This is a genomic window from Streptomyces kronopolitis (assembly GCF_050953795.1).
Taxonomy (GTDB): Bacteria; Actinomycetota; Actinomycetes; order Streptomycetales; family Streptomycetaceae; genus Streptomyces; species Streptomyces kronopolitis_A.
In genome coordinates this window covers 491,109-509,847 of record NZ_CP191850.1, presented here as the reverse complement: position 1 = coordinate 509,847, position 18,739 = coordinate 491,109, and the positions used below count along the sequence as shown (strand labels likewise).

Below are 18,739 nucleotides of genomic sequence, written 5' to 3'. Positions count from 1 at the left end.
ACCGGACCTTCGCCCTGCCCCGCCCGGACCGCTCGCCCCGGGCTGCACGTCCTGCTGTCCTGCCCGTCCCCGTTTCGAAGGACTGACCTCCATGACGGACCCGCACGAGAACCCCGCACCCGCGTCCGCATCGGCGCAGACCCGGACCGCATCGCCGGTCCGCGGGTCCGGCGGCGTCCGTCCGGTGCCCCCGTGCTCGCTCGGCGACCTCTTCGCCGCATGGGTGGCGCGCACCCCGGAGGCACCCGCCGTCACGGACGGGCGGCGGACCTGGTCCTACCGCGCACTCGACACCTGGGCCAACCGCCTCGCGCACGACCTCCTCGCACGCGGGGCGGGACCCGAACGCACGGTGGCGCTGGTGCTGCCCCGCTCGGTCGAACTGATCGTGGCGGAGCTGGCCGTGGCCAAGGCGGGCGCCGCTTTCCTGCCCGTCGACCCGGCCTACCCCGCCGAGCGCCGGGCGATGATGCTCGCCGACGCCGCCCCGGCCGTGGTCCTCGACGACGTGGCCGACACCCGGCCCGCCGGCGGCCCCGAGCACCCTCCGCAGGACGCGGACCGGTGCGCGCCGCTGCACACCGGGCACCCGGCGTACGTCATCTACACCTCCGGGTCGACCGGCGTCCCCAAGGGGGTGACGGTCACCCACACCGGACTGGCCGGCTTCGCGGCGGCGGCGGCCGACCGCTACGCCGTCGAACCCGGGGACCGCGTCCTGCAGTTCTCCTCCCCGAGCTTCGACGCCGCCGTCCTGGAGCTGTGCACCTCCCTGCTGTCCGGCGCCACCCTCGTGGTGCCGCCGGACGGCCCGTGGCTGGGCGACGAACTCACCGACGTCCTGACCGCGCACCGCATCACCCACGCCCTCATCCCGCCCGCCGCGCTCGCCACGCTGCCCGCCCCGGACGGCGACCGCGGCCTGCCCGACCTGCGGACCCTGATCGTGGGGGCCGAGGCTTGCCCGGCCGACCTGGTCGACCGCTGGGCCGCCGGCCGCCGGATGATCAACTCCTACGGGCCCACCGAGGCCACGGTCGTCGCCTCCTGGACCGGACCCCTGGCCGTCGGCGGCGGCACCCCCACCATCGGCGGGCCGCTGCCGTACACCCGGCTGCGGGTGCTCGACGCGGCGATGCGGCCGGTCGTGGAGGGCGCCGACGGCGAGCTGTACGTGGGCGGTGACGGCGTGGCCCGCGGCTACCTCAACCGCCCGGGCCTGACCGCCGCGCGCTTCGTGGCGGACCCCTACGGGCCGCCCGGCAGCCGGCTCTACCGCACCGGCGACCTGGCGCGCTGGAGTGCCGACGGCGAGCTGGAGTTCCTCGGGCGGCTCGACCGGCAGGTCAAGATCCGTGGTTTCCGGGTCGAACTCGGTGAGATCGAGGCGGTGTTGGCGGGCCACTCCGACGTCGCCGAAGCGGTCGTCCTGGTGCGTGAGGACGAGCCCGGACGGCAACGGCTGGTCGCCTACGTGACCCCGGCGGACCCCGCCCGGCCGCCGCAGCCCGCCGAGTTGCGCGCGGCGGTCGCGCGCAGCCTGCCGGCGCACATGGTGCCGTCCGCCGTCGTGGTCCTGGCGGCGTTCCCGCTCACCGCCAGCCACAAGATCGACCGGCAGGCCCTGCCCGCGCCCGGCCCCGAGCGCACCGCCGGCCACCTCGCGCCCCGCACGCCCGCCGAGCGGACCGTGGCCGGGATCTGGTCGGGCGTGCTGGACGTGCACCCCGTCGGTGCCGAGGACGACTTCTTCGCGCTCGGCGGCGACTCCGTGCTCGCCGTGCGGGTGCTGTCCCGGATCCGCGAGGAGCGGGGGGTCCGGCTGACCGTCCGGGACCTGTTCACCGCCCGGACGGTCGCCGATGTGGCCGCACTGCTCGACGGGGCGGCCGCCGCGGACCCCGCGACGCCGATCCCGCCCGCCCCGCGCGAGCAGCCGCTGCCGCTCTCCGCCGCCCAGCAGCGGCTGTGGTTCCTCGACGACCTGACCGCCGGCTCCGGCGAGTACAACACCGGCGTCGGGGTGCGGCTGCGCGGCCGACTGGACCACGCCGCGCTCGGCCGCGCCCTGGACCGGCTCGCGGCCCGCCACGACGCGCTGCGCACCACCTTCACCACGGTCGACGGGCACGGCGTGCAGCGGATCGACACCACCGCCGCGCTGCCGCTGCGCACCGCCGACCTGCGTCCGCTGCCGGCCGACCGGCACGCGGCGGAGACCGAGCGCCTGCTGACCGAGGAGCTGGAGCGCCGCTTCGACCTGGGTGAGGGCCCGCTGACCCGCGCGCTGCTGATCCGGTGCGCCGACGACGAGCAGCTGCTGCTGCTGGCCCAGCACCACCTCGTCACCGACGGCTGGTCGGTCGGCATCCTGGTGCGGGAACTGGCCGCGCTGTACGCCGCCGAGGTCACCGGGGAGCCGGACGGACTGCCGCAACCGGCCCTGCAGTACCCGGACTTCGCCGTCTGGGAGCACGACCGTCCGACGCCGGCCCGGCAGGCCGAGGACCTCGCGTACTGGAAGCGGCACCTGTCCGGGGCCCCGCAGCTGGACCTGCCCACCGACCGGCCCCGGCCGCCGGTGCGCACCACGGCCGGCGCGGCCCACCGCCACGAGCTGCCCGCGGACCTGGTGGCGCGGCTGGGCAGACTCGCCCGCGCCAAGGGCACCACCCCCTTCACGCTGTTCTCCGGTGCGGCCGCGGTGCTGTTCTCCCGCTACACCGGCCAGCGGGACATCGCGTTCGGCACCGTCACCAACGGACGCCACCGCCGCGAACTCGAGGACGTGGCCGGCTTCTTCGTCAACACCGTGGTCCTGCGGAGCGAGGTCGACGGCACGGCGACCGTCGACCGGTTCCTGGACGGCGTGCGGGCGACGCTGATGGACGCCTTCAGCCATGACGGCGTGCCGTTCGCCCGGGTCGTCGAGGAGCTGGCCCCGCCGCGCGACCCCAGCCGCACGCCGCTGGTGCAGGTCCTGGTCGTCCAGCAGACCGCCATGGTGCACCCGCAGGAGGCCGGCGGGGTCCGGATCGAGGAGCATCCGCTGCCGCGTCCGGCCGCACGGTTCGACCTGGTGCTGGAGTTCCTGCCGCGCGCCGACGGCTCCTTCGGGTTGACCGTCGAGTACAACACCGACCTGTTCGACGCCGCGACCGTGGCCCGGATGAGCCGTCATCTGCACCTCCTGCTGGAGGGCATGGCGGACGGCCCGCACCGCACCGTGGCCGAACTCCCGCTGCTGACCGACGACGAGCGCCGCACCATGCTCGACGCCTGGAACGCGCCGCAGCAGGAGGAGGCCGCCCCGACGACGCTGCCCGCGCTCTTCGAGGCGCAGACCCTGGGCACGCCCGACCGGACCGCCGTGGTCTGCGGTGACACCCAGCTCACCTACGACGAGGTCAACCGCCGGGCCAACCGCCTCGCCCGGCTGCTGACCGGCCGGGGGGTGGGCCCGGAGTCCCTGGTGGCGCTGGCGCTGCCGCGCTCGGCCGACCTGGTCGCCGTCCTGTGGGCGGTGCTCAAGGCGGGCGCCGGATATCTGCCCGTGGACCCCGGCTACCCGGCCGAGCGCATCCGGTTCATGCTCGCCGACGCCGCGCCGGCCACCGTCCTGACCACCCGTGACACGGCCGGCTGCCTGCCCGCGGACACCGAGCGGCTGGTGCTGGACGACCCGGAGACGCTGGCCGCGCTGTCCGGCCACCCGGAGCACGACCTCACCGACGCCGAACGGGCGCGGCCGCTCGACCCCCGCCACCCGGCCTATGTCATCTACACCTCGGGCTCGACCGGCCGGCCCAAGGGCGTGGTGGTCTCGCACGCCAGCGTGGCCGACCTGGCGGTGTGGGCGGGCGAGCAGTTCGGGCGCCAGCAGCTGACCCATGTGGTGGCCTCCACCTCGCTCAACTTCGATGTGTCCGTCTTCGAGCTGCTGTGCCCGCTGCTGTCCGGCGGCAGCATCGAGGTGGTGGCCGACCTGCCGGCCCTCGCCGACCGGGCGGACGGCGCCCCGCGGCAGGCCGGACTCATCAGCGGGGTGCCCTCGGTGGTCTCCCGGATGCTCACCACGGATGCCGCACCCGTGCAGGCCGAGACGGTGGTGCTGGCCGGCGAGGCGCTGCCCGCGCAGACCGTGCGCGACCTCCGCCGCACCATGCCGTCCTGCCGGGTCGCCAACATCTACGGCCCGACCGAGGCCACCGTGTACGCCACCGCGTGGTTCTGCTCCGGGGACGGCACCCCCGAGCAGGCCCCGCCGATCGGCCGGCCCGTCGCCCGCACCCGCGCCTACGTCCTGGACGGCATGCTGCGACCCCAGCCCCCGGGTGTGACGGGTGAGTTGTACCTCGGCGGTGGCGGCCTGGCCCGTGGCTACCTGCGACGGCCCGGCCTGACCGCCACCCGGTTCGTCGCCGACCCGTTCGCCGGGCCCGGCAGCCGGATGTACCGCACCGGCGACCTGGTGCGGTGGACCGCCGGGGGCGAGCTGGAGTACGTCGGCCGGGCCGACCAGCAGGTCAAGGTGCGCGGCTTCCGCATCGAGCTGGGCGAGGTCGAGGAGGCGCTGCTGCGCTGTGCGGGGGTGGCCCAGGCGGCCGCCGCCACCCGTGAGAGCGACGGCCACAAGCGTCTGATCGGCTATGTCGTGCCGGCGCCCGGGACGGAGCTCGACCCGGGCGCGCTGCGCCGGGAACTGGGCCGCAGCGTGCCCGACTACATGGTGCCCGCGTCGATCGTCGTGCTGCCGGCGCTGCCCCTCAACCCCAACGGCAAGCTGGACCGGGCCCGGCTGCCCGCTCCCGACCGCACGGCGAGCGGCACCACGGAGTACGTGGCGCCGCGCACCGCCACCGAGCGGGCGCTCGCCGCCGTGTGGGCCGATGTCCTGCGGGTGGAGCGGGTCGGTCTGGAGGACAACTTCTTCACGCTGGGCGGGGATTCCATCCTCAGCATCCAGGTGGTGGCCCAGGCACGCCAGGCGGGCCTGGCCGTCACCTCCCGTGACGTCTACCGCCACCAGACGGTCGGCGCCCTCGCGCAGTGCGTGGACGCCGCCGGGCGCCCGGCCGCCGCCCCGGCCGTCGAGGCGGCCGCCACCGGCACCGCGCCGCTGACCCCCATCCAGCACTGGCTGTTCGAGACCGACGCCGAACGGGCCGGACACTTCGGCCAGACGCTGTCCGTCGAGCTGTCCGACGACGTGGACGCCGCGCTGCTGGACGCCGCCCTGCGCGCCGTCGTCACCCACCACGACGCGCTGCGCTCCCGCTTCGCGCCCGACGGCGACGGCCACCGGCTCCAGCACATCGACGCCGACGCGCCCGCCGCCGTGCTGCACCACCACGCGGGCCCCGACGACGACACCCCGCACCTCGGCCCGTTCGACCTGGGCCACGGCCCCCTGCTGCGCGCCGTGCTCCACGACCGGGGCGACGGACGGCCCCGCGTACTGCACCTGACGGTTCATCATCTGGTGGTCGACGGCGTCTCCTGGCGCATCCTGCTGGAGGACCTGGACCGGGCCTACCGCGCCGGGACGCGCGGCGAGCGGACCGCCGGACTGCCGGCGAAGTCCTCCCCGCTGCGGCACTGGGCCCGGCGGCTCACCGAGCACGCGGCCGCCGGCGGCTTCCAGGACGAGACGGCGTACTGGACCGCGCTGGCCCGCTCCTGCGACCCGGCACTGCCCACCGACCTCGACGGCGCCAACACCTACGCCTCGGCCCGCTCGGTGACCGTGCGCCTGACCCCGCAGGACACCGCCGTCCTGCTGCACACCCTCCCCGGCGCCTACCGCACCCAGGTCAACGACGTGCTGCTGAGCGCGCTGGGCCGGGTGCTGCACGCATGGACCGGCCGCGACCGGGTCCCGGTGGACCTGGAGGGCCACGGCCGCGAGGAGCTCTTCGCCGACGTGGACCTCAGCCGTACGGTCGGCTGGTTCACCACCCGCTACCCGGTCGCCCTGACCGTGGCACCGGAGGCGGACTGGGGCACCGTGCTCAAGTCGGTCAAGGAGCAGCTGCGGGCCGTGCCGCGCCGCGGTCTGGGCTACGGCGTCCAGCGCCATCTGCTCCGGCCCGAGGGCCTGCCGGACACCCCCAGCGCCGGCATCAGCTTCAACTACCTGGGCCAGTTCGGCCTGCCCGGCGGCGACGGCGCCCTCTACCGCGGCCCGCACCGCGAACTGTCGCTGGACGCCGACCCGGCGGCGGCACGCCCGCACGCGCTGGAGGTCGTCGGCCGGCTCGACGGCGACGCGCTGGAGTTCACCTGGTTCTACTCGTCGCAGCTCCACCACGAGGCGACCGTCACCGCGCTGGCCGGGCAGTTCGCCACGGCGCTGGGCGACATCGCCCGGCACGGCGCCCGGTCGGACGCCGGCGGGCGCACCCCCTCCGACTTCCCGCTGGCCGCGCTCGACCAGCCGACCGTCGACCGGCTGGTGGGCGCGGACGCCGCCGCGGTCGAGGACATCCACCCGCTCACCCCCACCCAGTCCGGCATGCTCTTCCACCGGCTGTCACAGGACGACCAGGGCGTCTACTTCCAGCAGCTGACCTTCGTGCTGGACGGCGTGCCCGACCCCGGGGCCCTCGCCGCGGCCTGGCAGCGGGTGACCGACCGCACCCCGGTGCTGCGCGGCCGGGTGGTGTGGCAGGACGTGCCCGAGCCGCTGCTCGTCGTCGCGCGCGAGGCCGCCCTGCCGGTCACCCACCTGGACTGGCGCGCCCTGCCGGACGAGGAGCGCGCCACCCGGCTGCAAGAGCTGCTCGACGCCGACCGGCGGCGCGGCATCGACCTGGAGACCGCCCCCCTCCAGCGGCTGGCACTGGCCCGGCTGTCGGACACCGAGGTGCAGGTGGTGTGGTCCTTCCACCACTTGGTGCTCGACGGCTGGAGCCTGTTCCAGGTGCTGTCCGACGTCTTCCGCGCTCACGCGCTGCCGGCCGGCGCGGGCGCCGAGGCGGCCCTGCCGATGCGCCGCCCCTTCCGTGACTACGTGGCGTGGCTGGGCGACCGCGACTGGGCGGAGGCCGAACGGCACTGGCGCGACCGGCTCGACGGCCTGAGCGAGCCCACCGCACTGCCCTACGACCGCGAGCCCCGCGAGACCCATCGCGCCGAATCCACCGCGGCGGTGCGCCGCACTCTGTCCGCGGACACCACCCGCGCGCTGGACGAGCTGGCCAAGAGCACCGGCGTGACCGTGAACACCCTGGTGCAGGGCGCCTGGGCGCTGCTGCTGGCCCGCCAGACGGGCCGCCGCGAGGTCGTCTTCGGCACCACCGTCTCCGGACGGCCGCCCGAGCTGCCCGGCGTCGAGGCGATGAACGGCCTGTTCATCGCGACCGTGCCGACCCGGCTGACCGTCCCCGCCGACGGCACCCTGCGGGACTGGCTGCGCGGCGTGCAGGAGATCCAGACCGACGACCGGCGCTTCGACTTCGTCCCGCTCACCCGGCTGACGGCGTACGCCGAACTGCCCGAGCGGGTGGCCCTGTTCGACAGCATCGTGGTCTTCGAGAACTACCCGGTCGGCGGCGACCTCGCCGCCGCGCACGGCCTGCGGCTCAGCGGCCTCGACGGCATCGAGACCACCAACTACCCGCTGAGCCTGGTCGCCTACCCGGGCGCGGAGCTGGCGCTGCGGCTGGGCTACGACCCGGAGCTGTTCGACGCCGCCACCGTCGAGCGGATGGGGGAGTACCTCACGGTGCTGCTGGCGGGCATGGCCGCGGACGCCGAACGCCCGCCCGCGCGGCTGCCGGTGCTCGGCGCCGCACACCGCCGCCAGGTCGTCGAGGAGTGGAACGACACCGCCACCGCACTGCCCGAGGGTACGGTGGCCGGGCTGTTCGCCGACCAGGTCCGGCGCACCCCCGACGCGACCGCGCTGGACGCCGGCGAGCTGACGATGACATACCGTCAACTCGATGACAGGGCCGATACGTTGGCCCGTCGACTGTACGGTCTCGGCATCCGGCCCGAGCGGCCGGTCGCCGTCCTCATGGACCGCTCGACCGCGCTGGTCGTCGCCCAGCTGGCGCTCGCCCGAACCGGCGGGGTGTACGTCCCGCTGGACGGCCGGGCCCCGCGCGAGCGGCTGCGGCAGGTCCTGGCGGAGAGCGCGGCGGACCTCGTCCTGACCGACGCCTCCTGGGAGGAGAGCGCCCGGGAGGCGGCGGCCGGCGGGCGCACCCTGCTGCTCACCGGCGACGGCACGGCCGCGGCGCCGCCCGGAGCCGACGAGACTCCCGCCCCGGCCGGCGCGCCGCTGCCCGCCGTCCACCCCGACAACGCGCTGTACCTGATGTTCACCTCCGGCTCCACCGGGCGCCCCAAGGGCGTCGCGGTGCGCCACCGGGACGTCGTCGCGCTCGCCTTCGACCGCGCCTTCGCCGCACACGACCGGGTCCTGGTGCACTCCCCGCAGGCCTTCGACGCCGCGACCTACGAACTGTGGGTGCCGCTGCTGCGCGGCGGCACGGCGGTGCTGGCTCCGCCCGCGGAGGTGGACGCCGCCACCGTGCGCCGGGCGATCACCGAACAGGGCGTCAGCTGCCTGTGGCTGACCGCCGGACTGTTCCGCCTGCTGGCCCAGGAGGACCCCGGGTGCCTGCGCGGCGCCCGCGAGGTGTGGACCGGCGGCGAGGCCGTACCGGGCGCCGTGGTCCGCCGGGTGCTCGACGCCTGCCCGGACCTCACCGTCGTCGACGGCTACGGCCCCACCGAGACCACCACCTTCGCCACCCGGCGGGCCTTCCGCGCCGGCGAGACGCTGCCCGCCGCGCTACCCATCGGGCGTCCGCTCGACAACATGCGGGTCTACGTGCTGGACGACGCGCTCCAGCCGCAGCCGCCGGGCATCCCCGGAGAGCTCTACCTCGCCGGGGCCGGCGTCGCCCGCGGCTACGGCGGCCGCCCCGGCGCGACCGCCGAACGCTACCTCGCCGACCCGTTCGGCCCGGCCGGCACCCGGATGTACCGCACCGGCGACATCGTGCGCTGGGGCGCGGACGGCGAACTCCACTTCGTGGGGCGCGCCGACGACCAGATCAAGATCCGGGGCTTCCGCGTCGAACCGGCCGAGATCGAGGCCGCGCTGACCCGCCACGACACCGTCGCCGAAGCGGTACTGACCGTCCTCGCCGAGGGCGGCCGCAAGCGCCTGGTCGCCCACCTCGTGCCCGCCCCCGGGGCGAGCGTGCCGCCGGCGGCCGAGCTGCGCGCCTTCCTCGCCGAGGTGCTGCCCGACTACATGCTGCCCGCCGCGTTCGTCACCCTGGACGCGCTGCCCCTGACGCGCAACGGGAAGGTCGACCGGCGCCGGCTGCCCGCCCCCGACTGGACGGCCGCCACCACGGCCGAGCACCGGGCGCCGCGCACCGAGGCCGAGCGGATCCTCGCCGGGATCTGGTGCGCCCTCCTCGGCATCGACCGGGTGGGCGTGGAGGACAACTTCTTCATGCTGGGCGGCGATTCGATCCTGAGCATCCAGGTCGTCTCGCGCGCCCGCCGGGCGGGCCTGACCCTCACCCCCAGGGACCTGTTCCGCCACCCCACCATCGCCGCGCTGGCCGCCGCCACCGGCGCCACCGCGCAGGTCACCGGCGTCGGCCCGGTCACCGGGGACGTCGGCCTGCTGCCGATCCAGCACTGGTTCCTGGACGCCGGCCCCGAGCGGCCGGAGTTCTTCAACCAGTCCGTGGTCATCGAACTGGCCGAGGACCCCGACCCGCCGGCCCTGGAAGCGGCCCTGCACGCCCTGTGGTCGCACCACGACGCCCTGCGCGCCCGCTTCGTGCAGCGGGCGGACGGCAGCTGGCACCAGCACTGCCCGGCACCGGACGCGGCGCAACCGCACCTGCTGCGGACGCACGACCTGACCGGACTGACCGGGGACGCGTGCGAGGCCGCGGTGGCAGCCGCCACCGCCGAGGCCCACGCGGGCTTCCGGCTGGCGACCGGACCGCTGCTCGCCGCCCGGCTCTTCACCGGCGCCCAGGGCCGGCCGCCACGACTGTTCCTGACCGTGCACCACCTCGTGGTCGACGGCGTCTCCTGGCGGGTGCTGCTGGAGGACCTGGAGAGCGCCTACCGGCAGGCACAGGCCGGGGAGACGGTGACCCCGCCCGCCCGGACCACCTCCGTCCAGGAATGGGCCGACCGGCTGCGCGCCCGCACCGAGGCCGGCGGCTTCGACGAGGAGCGTGCCCACTGGGACGCGGTGGCCGCACACTGCGCGTCCGCGCTGCCCGTCGACGACTCCGCCGGGACCAACACCATCGCGGACCTGCGTTCGGTCACCGTCCGCCTCGACCGGCAGCGCACCGACGCCCTGTTGCAGCAGGTCCCCGGCGTCTACCGCACCCGGATCAACGACGTGCTGCTCACCGCCCTCGGCCGGGTGCTGGCCGAGTGGACCGGCCGCCGCACCGTCGCCGTCGGCCTGGAAGGGCACGGCCGTGAGGACCACCTCTTCGACGACGTCGACCTGTCCCGCACGGTCGGCTGGTTCACCACCCTGTTCCCCGTCGCCCTCGACGTCCCGGACGGCGACTGGGGCACGGCGCTGAAGTCCGTCAAGGAGCAGCTGCGCGCCGTACCCGGCCGCGGCCTGGGGCACGGGGCACTGCGCCACCTCGCGGGAGCCCGGGAACTCGCCGCCGCACCGCAGCCCCGGATCAGCTTCAACTACCTCGGCCGGTTCGACTGGTCCACCGAGGGCGACGGCCTGATCCGCGGGGTGCGCGGTGGACTGGACGGCGCCGCCGCGCCCGAGTCGGCCCGCCCCCACCTGCTGGACGTGGTGGGCCGGGTCGAGGACCGGCAGCTGGAACTCACCTGGTACTACAGCGGCGGTGTGCACCGCGAGGAGACCGTCTCCGCGCTGGCCACGGGCATGCGCACGGCGCTGGAGGACATCGTCGCCCACTGCGCCGCCCCCGACGCCGGCGGCCGCACCCCCTCCGACTTCCCGCTGGCCGGCCTCGACCAGGCGGGCGTGGACCGGATCGCGGCGGACGGGCACGCCGTCGAGGACATCTACCCGCTGACCCCGATGCAGGCGGGCATGCTCTTCCACGGCCTGATGGACCCCTCCTCCCAGGCCTACTTCAACCAGGTCCAGCTGGTGCTGACCGGCGTCCGGGACCCCGCGGCGCTCGCCACGGCCTGGCAGCAGGCCTCCGACGCCAACCCGATGCTCCGCACCCGCCTGGAGTGGGAGGAGACCGACCGGCCGCTGCAGATCGTCCAGACCCGGGCCACCGTTCCCGTCACCCACCACGACTGGACCGGGTGGGCGCCCGACCGGTGCGCCCACGCCCTGGAGACGCTGCTCGCCGAGGACCGGGCGGCCGGCCTCGACCTGACCCGCGCCCCGCTGATGCGGCTGAACCTGATCACCCTGTCCGCCGACCGGGTCCGCCTTGTCTGGACCTTCCACCACACCCTGCTCGACGGCTGGAGCGCGGCCCAGGTCTTCGACGAGATCTGCGAGCGCTACGCGGCCCTCACCACGGGCCGCCGCCCCGAACTCCCCGCCCGTGCCCCCTTCGGCAGCTATCTGGGCTGGCTGGCCGAGCAGGACACCACCCAGGCCGAGCGCCACTGGCGCACCGCCCTGGCCGGCTTCACCTCGCCCACCGAACTGCCCCGCGACCGGGTGCCGAGGGAGGCTCACCGCACCGCCTCGTCCGGCTCGGTCGGCGTCACCCTCGGCGCCGAGGAGTCCGCCCGCCTGCGCGCGACCGCCCAGCAGGCCGGGCTGACCATGAACACCGTCCTCCAGGGCGCCTGGGGCCTGCTGCTGTCCCGCTACGGCCACAGCGACGACGTGGTCTTCGGCACCACCGTCTCCGGCCGGCCCGCCGCCCTGCCGGGCGTCGAGTCCATGGTCGGCGTGTTCATCAACACCCTGCCCACCCGGGTGCGGATCGACGGACAGCGTCCGCTGCTGGAGTGGCTGCGCGCGCTCCAGACGTCCCAGTCGGAGTCCCGGCGGTACGACTTCGTCTCGCTGGCCCAGCTCCAGACCTGGAGCGAACTCCCCGGCGGCACCGGCCTGTTCGACAGCATCGTGGTCTTCGAGAACTACCCCTTCGACAGCGACGGGCTCGCCCGGCACGGCCTGGGCATCCAGCAGGAACGCGACCTGGAGCCGACCAACTACGCGCTCAGCGTGGTCGTCGCCCCCGGCGAGCGCCTCGCCATCACCCTCGACTACGACCCGGCGGCCTTCGACGCCGCCACCGTCGAGCGGCTGGGGGAGTGCCTGCGCGTCCTGCTGACGGCGATGTCGCACGACCCGGACCGCCGGCTGGCCGAGCTGCCCCTGCTCACCGGGGACGAACGCGGCCGCATCCTCACGCGGTTCGGCGGAGCGGCGCTGCGCGCGCCGCAGCGGGTGCTGCCCGTGGTCTTCGAGGAGCAGGCGGCCCGTACCCCCGACGCCCCGGCCGTTCGGGCCGGCGCGGACCGGCTGACCTACCGCGAGCTGAACGAGCGCGCCAACCGGCTGGCCCGGGTGCTGATCGACTCCGGCGCGGGCCCGGAGCGCTTCGTGGCGCTCGCGCTGCCGCGCACCGCCGACCTGATGGTGGCGCTGCTGGCGGTCCTCAAGAGCGGCGCCGGCTATCTGCCGGTCGACCCCTCCTATCCGGCCGAGCGGATCTCCTTCCTCTTCGACGACATCGGCCCGGACATCGTGCTCACCACCACCGCGCTGGCCGGCCGGCTGCCCGAGGGGCCCGCCACGCGTCTGGTGCTGGACGACGCCGGGATCGCGGAGCGGCTCGCGGTGCGCTCCGCCGCCGACCTCGGCGACGCCGAGCGGACCGGCGCGCTGCTGCCCGCCCACCCCGCGTACGTCATCCACACCTCGGGGTCGACGGGCCTGCCCAAGGGCGTGGTGGTCACCCACGGTTCGGTGGTGGCGCTGGCCGAGTGGGCGGCCGCCGAGTTCGGCGACCACGGGCTGTCCCACGTCGTCGCGTCCACCTCGCTCAACTTCGACGTGTCGGTCTTCGAGATCATCTGCCCGCTGCTGTCCGGCGGTTGCGTCGAGCTGGTCGCCGACCTGCTCGCCCTGGCCGAACGCCGCGGCCCCTGGACCGCCGGCCTGCTCAGCGCAGTCCCCTCCGCCCTGGGCCAGCTCCTCGCCGAGGACACCGTCCACGTCGGCGCGGACACCGTCGTGCTGGCCGGTGAGGGGCTCGCCGTCCGCACCGTGGGAGAGGTCCGCGCGGCCGTGCCCGGCTGCCGGGTCGTGAACATCTACGGCCCCACCGAGGCCACCGTCTACGCCACCGCCTGGCACTGCGACCCCGACGACCCCGGCCGCACCCCGCCGATCGGCAGCCCCGTCACCGGCGCCCGCGCCTACGTCCTCGACCCGCACCTCCAGCCGGTGCCCGTCGGGGTGCCCGGTGAGCTCTACCTCGCCGGAACGGGCGTGGCCCGCGGGTACTTCGCCCGGCCCGGCCTGACCGCCCGGCGCTTCCTCGCCGACCCGTTCGGACCCGCGGGCGAGCGGATGTACCGCACCGGCGACCTCGTGCGCTGGGACGCCGAGGGGCAACTGGAGTACCTCGGCCGCACCGACGACCAGGTCAAGGTGCGCGGCTTCCGGATCGAGCTGGGCGAGGTGGAGGCCGCGCTGGCCCGCCACCCGGAGGTGGCCGAGGCCGCCGCCCGGGTCGTCGAGACCGACGGCCACAAGCGGCTGGTGGGCTATGCGGTCGGCCGCGGCGCGGGGAGCCTCGACCCCGCCGCGCTGCGCGCCTTCCTCGCGGAGAGCCTGCCCGGACACCTGGTGCCCTCGGTCATCGTCCCGCTGGAGCGGCTGCCGCTGGGCGCGACCGGCAAACTCGACCGGCGCGCCCTGCCGGCGCCCGACTGGGCGGCCCCGGCCGGCGGCCACGTCGCGCCGCGCACGGACACCGAGAAGACGCTCGCCGGCATCTGGGCCCAGGTACTGGGCGTGGACCGGGTGGGCGCCGAGGACAACTACTTCGCCCTGGGCGGCGATTCGATCCTCAGCATCCAGATCGTCTCCGCGGCCCGCCGCGCCGGCATCGAGCTGACCCCGCGGCATCTGTTCGTCCACCAGACGGTCGTCGCCCTGGCCGCGGCCGCCGAGGGCCTGCCGGCCGCGGCGACCGCCGCCGAACAGGGCCCCGTGGTGGGCGAGGTGCCGCTCACCCCCGTCCAGCACTGGCTGTTCGACACCGTCCCCGACAGCCCCTGGCACTTCACCCAGTCGGTGTCCTTCCAGCTGGCCGCCGAGGTCGACGAGGAGGCGCTGCGCGCCGCCCTGGCCGCGGTCTGGGAACACCACGACGCCCTGCGGATGCGCTACGAGCACGCCGGCGAGGGCCACCGGCGCCAGATCGGCACGGCGCCCTCCGCGGCGCCCGCGCTGGAGGTGTACGACCTGTCCCACCGGGCACCGGGGGAGCGGGCCGAGGCGCTGCGCGCGCTGGCCCGCGACCTCGACGCCGGCTTCGACCTGGCCGACGGGCCGCTGCTGAAGCCCGTACTGTGCCGGCTCGGCGACGAGGAGCGCCCGGTGCTGCTGCTGGCGGCCCACCACCTCGTCATCGACGCGGTGTCCTGGCGCATCGTCCTGGAGGACCTCGACACGGCCTACCGCGCGGCACGCACCGGCGGCCGGGTCGCACTCGGCCCCAAGACCACCTCCTTCCGCGCCTGGGCACAGCGGCTGCACGAGCACACCGCCGCCGGCGGCTTCGACGACGAACTCCCGTACTGGCACGGGCCGCAGGGCCACGCCGAGCTGCCCACCGACGGCGAGGGCCGCAACACCGCGGACTCCGAGGACACGGTCACCGTCCGCCTGGAGGCCGAGGAGACCCGCCGGCTGCTCCAGGAGGTGCCGGACACCTACCGCACCCGGATCAACGACGTCCTGCTGTGCGCCCTGGGCCGGGTACTGGCCCGCTGGACCGGGCACGACCGGGTGCTGATCGGGCTGGAGGGCCACGGCCGGGAGGAGATCTTCGACGACGTCGATCTCTCCCGTACCGTCGGCTGGTTCACCACCATTTTCCCGCTCGCCCTGGACCTGCCGCCGCAGGCCGGCCTCGGGGCGGCGCTGAAGGCCGCGAAGGAGGGACTGCGCAGGCTGCCCCGGCACGGCCTGGGGTACGGCGCGCTGCGCCATCTGCGCACCCCGGCGGCCGACGGCCTCCCGCCCCTGCCGCAGATCGGCTTCAACTACCTCGGCCAGCAGGACTGGAGCGCCGCGGCCGGTGACGGGCTGCTGCACGCGCCGTACGGCGCCCTGGAGGGCGGCATGGACCCGGCGGCCGGGCGGCCCCATTTGATCGATGTCGTCGGCCTGGTCGCGGACAAGCGGCTGGAGTTCACCTGGTCGTTCTCGAAGAACCTGCACCGGCGGGAGACCGTGGCCCGCCTGGCCGAGGAGACGGCCGCCGAACTGCGCGGCATCGTGCGGCACTGCGCCCTGCCGGACGCCGGCGGCCGCACCCCCTCCGACTTCCCGCTGGCCGGCCTGGACCAGGACGGCGTCGACCGGCTCGCCGGCAACGGCCGGGACGTCACCGACATCTATCCGCTGACCCCCACCCAGACCGGCATGGTCTTCCACGGCATGGACGAGCCCGACCAGGGACTCTACGTGGAGCAGGCCACCTTCGTCGTGGACGGCGTGCGCGATCCGCGGGTGCTGGCCGCCGCCTGGCAGCAGGTCGTGGACCGGACCCCCGTGCTGCGCAGCGCGGTGGTGCTGCGCGAGGTGCCGGTGCCGCTCCAGACCGTGCACCGCGCGGTCACCCTGCCCGTGACGGAGCACGACTGGAGCGACCTGACACCGCGGGAGCGGGAGGCCGCGCTGGAGCGGCTGCTCGCCGAGGACCGGGCCCGCGGGATCGCCCTGGACCGGGCGCCGCTGCTGCGGGTCGCCCTCATCCGGCTCGCCCCGGCCGAGGTACGGGTGGTGTGGACCTTCCACCACGTACTGCTCGACGGGTGGAGCGTCTTCCAGGTCCTCTCGGACGTCTTCGCCTGCCACGCGGCGCTCGCCTCGGGCACCGAGCCCCGGCTGCCGGACCGCAGGCCGTTCGCGGACTACGCCGGCTGGCTCGCCGCCCATGACACCGCCCCGGCCGAGGCGCACTGGCGCCGGGTGCTGGCCGGGCTGACCGCCCCCACCCCGCTGCCCTACGACCGGCGTCCGGCGCAGGGCGCGGCCACCCGGGCCGGCACCTGGCACTCCCAGCGGCTCGACGCCGGGCGGAGCACCGCGCTGACCGACTTCGCCCGGCGCCACCACCTCACGCTCAACACCGTCGTCCAGGGGGTCTGGGGCCTGCTGCTCTCGCGCTGGAGCGGGGAGCGCGAGGTGTGCTTCGGCAGCACGGTCTCCGGCCGGCCCACGGACCTGCCCGGCGCCGACGCCATCACCGGCCTGTTCATCAACACCCTGCCGGTACGCGTCGACGTGGACGGCGGCGCCGCCCCGGCCGACTGGCTGCGGGGCCTGCAGTCCAGCCAGGCCGACGCCCGCGGCTACGACCACGTCCCGCTGTCCGACCTGCACGGCTGGAGTGCACTGGACGCCGGGACAGCGCTGTTCGAGAGCCTGGTGGTCTTCGAGAACTACCCGATCAACAACGCCGCGGCCGACGCACACGGCCTGCGGGTACGCGATCTGCACGCCCTGGAGGCCACCAACTACCCGCTCACCGTGGTGATCTCGCCCGGCGACGAACTCAGCGTCGAACTCGGCTACGACCCACGGTACTTCGAGGACGCCACCGCGCAGTCCCTCGCCGCCCAGCTGGTGCACACCCTCGCCGCCCTCGCGGCGCCCGACGCCGCCGCGTGCGTGGACGGGATCGACGTCCTGCCCCCGGACGCACGCGCCCGCCTCACGGGCGGTCCGGCCCGGGCGGCGGCCGCGCCGGTCACCCTCGCCGCACTCGTCGAGGCGGCGGTGGACCGCCGGCCCGACGCGCCCGCCGTGTGCGGGCCGGAAGGGACCCTGTCCTTCGCGCGGCTGGAGGCGCGGGCCAACCGCCTCGCGCACCGGCTCATGGCCCGCGGGACGGGCCCCGGTGACCTCGTCGCCCTGGTCCTGCCGAGATCGGCCGAGATGACCGTCGCCCAGCTCGCGACCGCCAAGACGGGCGCCGCGTACCTGCCGGTGGACCCCGGCTACCCCGAGGAGCGGATCGCGCTGATGCTGCGCGACGCCTCCCCGGCGCTCACCCTGGACGCCGCGGAGGTCGGCCGTCTCCTGGCGGACGCGGAGGACACCGCACCCGCCCACCGGCCCACCGACCGCGACCGCGTCCGCCCGCTGGACGTGGACGACCCGGCCTATGTGATCTACACGTCCGGTTCCACCGGCACCCCCAAGGGCGTCGTCGTCACCCACCGCGGCCTCGCGGACTTCGCCGCCGCGGAGGCGGACCACTACCAGGTCCGGCCCGGCGACCGGGTGCTGGCCTTCGCCACGCCCAGCTTCGACGCCTCGGTGCTGGAGCTGTGCATGTCCCTGCCGGCCGGCGCGGCCCTGGTGGTCCCCCCGCCCGGCCCGCTGCTCGGTGACCAGCTGGCCGCGGTGCTGCGCGAGGAGCGCATCACCCACACCCTGCTGCCGCCCGCCGCGCTCGGTACCGTGCCGCCCGCCACCGCGGGCACCCTGCCGGACCTGCGCACGCTCATCGTCGGCGCGGACGCCTGCGGCGCCGACCTGGTCACCCGCTGGGCCCCGCACCACCGGATGATCAACTCCTATGGCCCGACCGAGACCACGGTGGTCGCCACCTGGTCCGGCCCGCTCCGGCCCGACGGCAGCGCGCCCCCCATCGGCCGCCCGCTGCCCGCCACCGGGGTGTACGTCCTCGACGGGCGGCTGCGCCCGGTCGCCGACGGCGTCCCCGGCGAACTCTGGATCAGCGGACCCTCGCTGGCCCGCGGCTATCTGCACCGCCCCGGCCTGACCGCCACCCGCTTCACCGCCGACCCGTACGGCCCGCCGGGCACCCGGATGTACCGCACCGGCGACCTGGTCCGGCGCGACGCGCGGGGCGAACTCCACCACCTCGGGCGCACCGACCACCAGATCAAGCTGCGCGGCCACCGCATCGAGGCGGGCGAGGTCGAGGCCGTCCTGACCCGGCACCCGGCCGTGCTGGACGCGGTGGTGACCGTGCGCGAGGACGAGCCCGGGCTGCCGCGGCTGGTGGCCCACCTGCTCGCGGCGCCCGGCTCCCACGCGCCGGCCGGACCGGAGCTGCGCGCCTTCGCCGCCCGCAGCCTGCCCGGCCACATGGTGCCCTCGGCGTTCGTCGCCCTGGAGCGCTTCCCGCTCACCGAGAACGGCAAGACCGACCGCGCGGCCCTGCCCGCACCCGGACGGGACGAGGAGGAGCCGGCCGGGCACGTCGCGCCGCGCACCCCCACCGAGGAAGTCCTCGCCGACATCTGGTCCACGGCCCTGGAGGCGGCCGTGGGCGTGGAGGACGACTTCTTCGCACGGGGCGGCGACTCGCTGCGCAGCCTGCTCATCGCCTCCCGGACCAACGAGACCTTCGGGGTGGCCCTCACACCCCGCGACGTGCTGGCCTCCCGAACGGTCGCCGCCCTCGCGGACCTGGTGGAGGAACACATCCTGCGCGAACTCGAAGACGCCGTACACGGCGACAGCGACCACGACGAACGGTGAGGACCGACC

General features: G+C 75.5%; 1 protein-coding gene. It reads left to right on the top strand.

From position 1 onward, the window contains the following. Positions 1-91: 91 nt before the first annotated feature. Positions 92-18,730 carry a non-ribosomal peptide synthase/polyketide synthase gene (locus ACQP17_RS01875; protein WP_433854608.1) on the top strand — a complete coding sequence of 6,213 codons (18,639 nt, stop codon included), beginning with the start codon at positions 92-94 and terminating at the stop codon, positions 18,728-18,730. Positions 18,731-18,739: the final 9 nt, after the last annotated feature.

Excerpts from the sequence above, each read along its gene's own strand:
- ACQP17_RS01875 (WP_433854608.1), top strand. The coding sequence starts at position 92 with ATGACGGACCCGCACGAGAACCCCGCACCCGCGTCCGCATCGGCGCAG.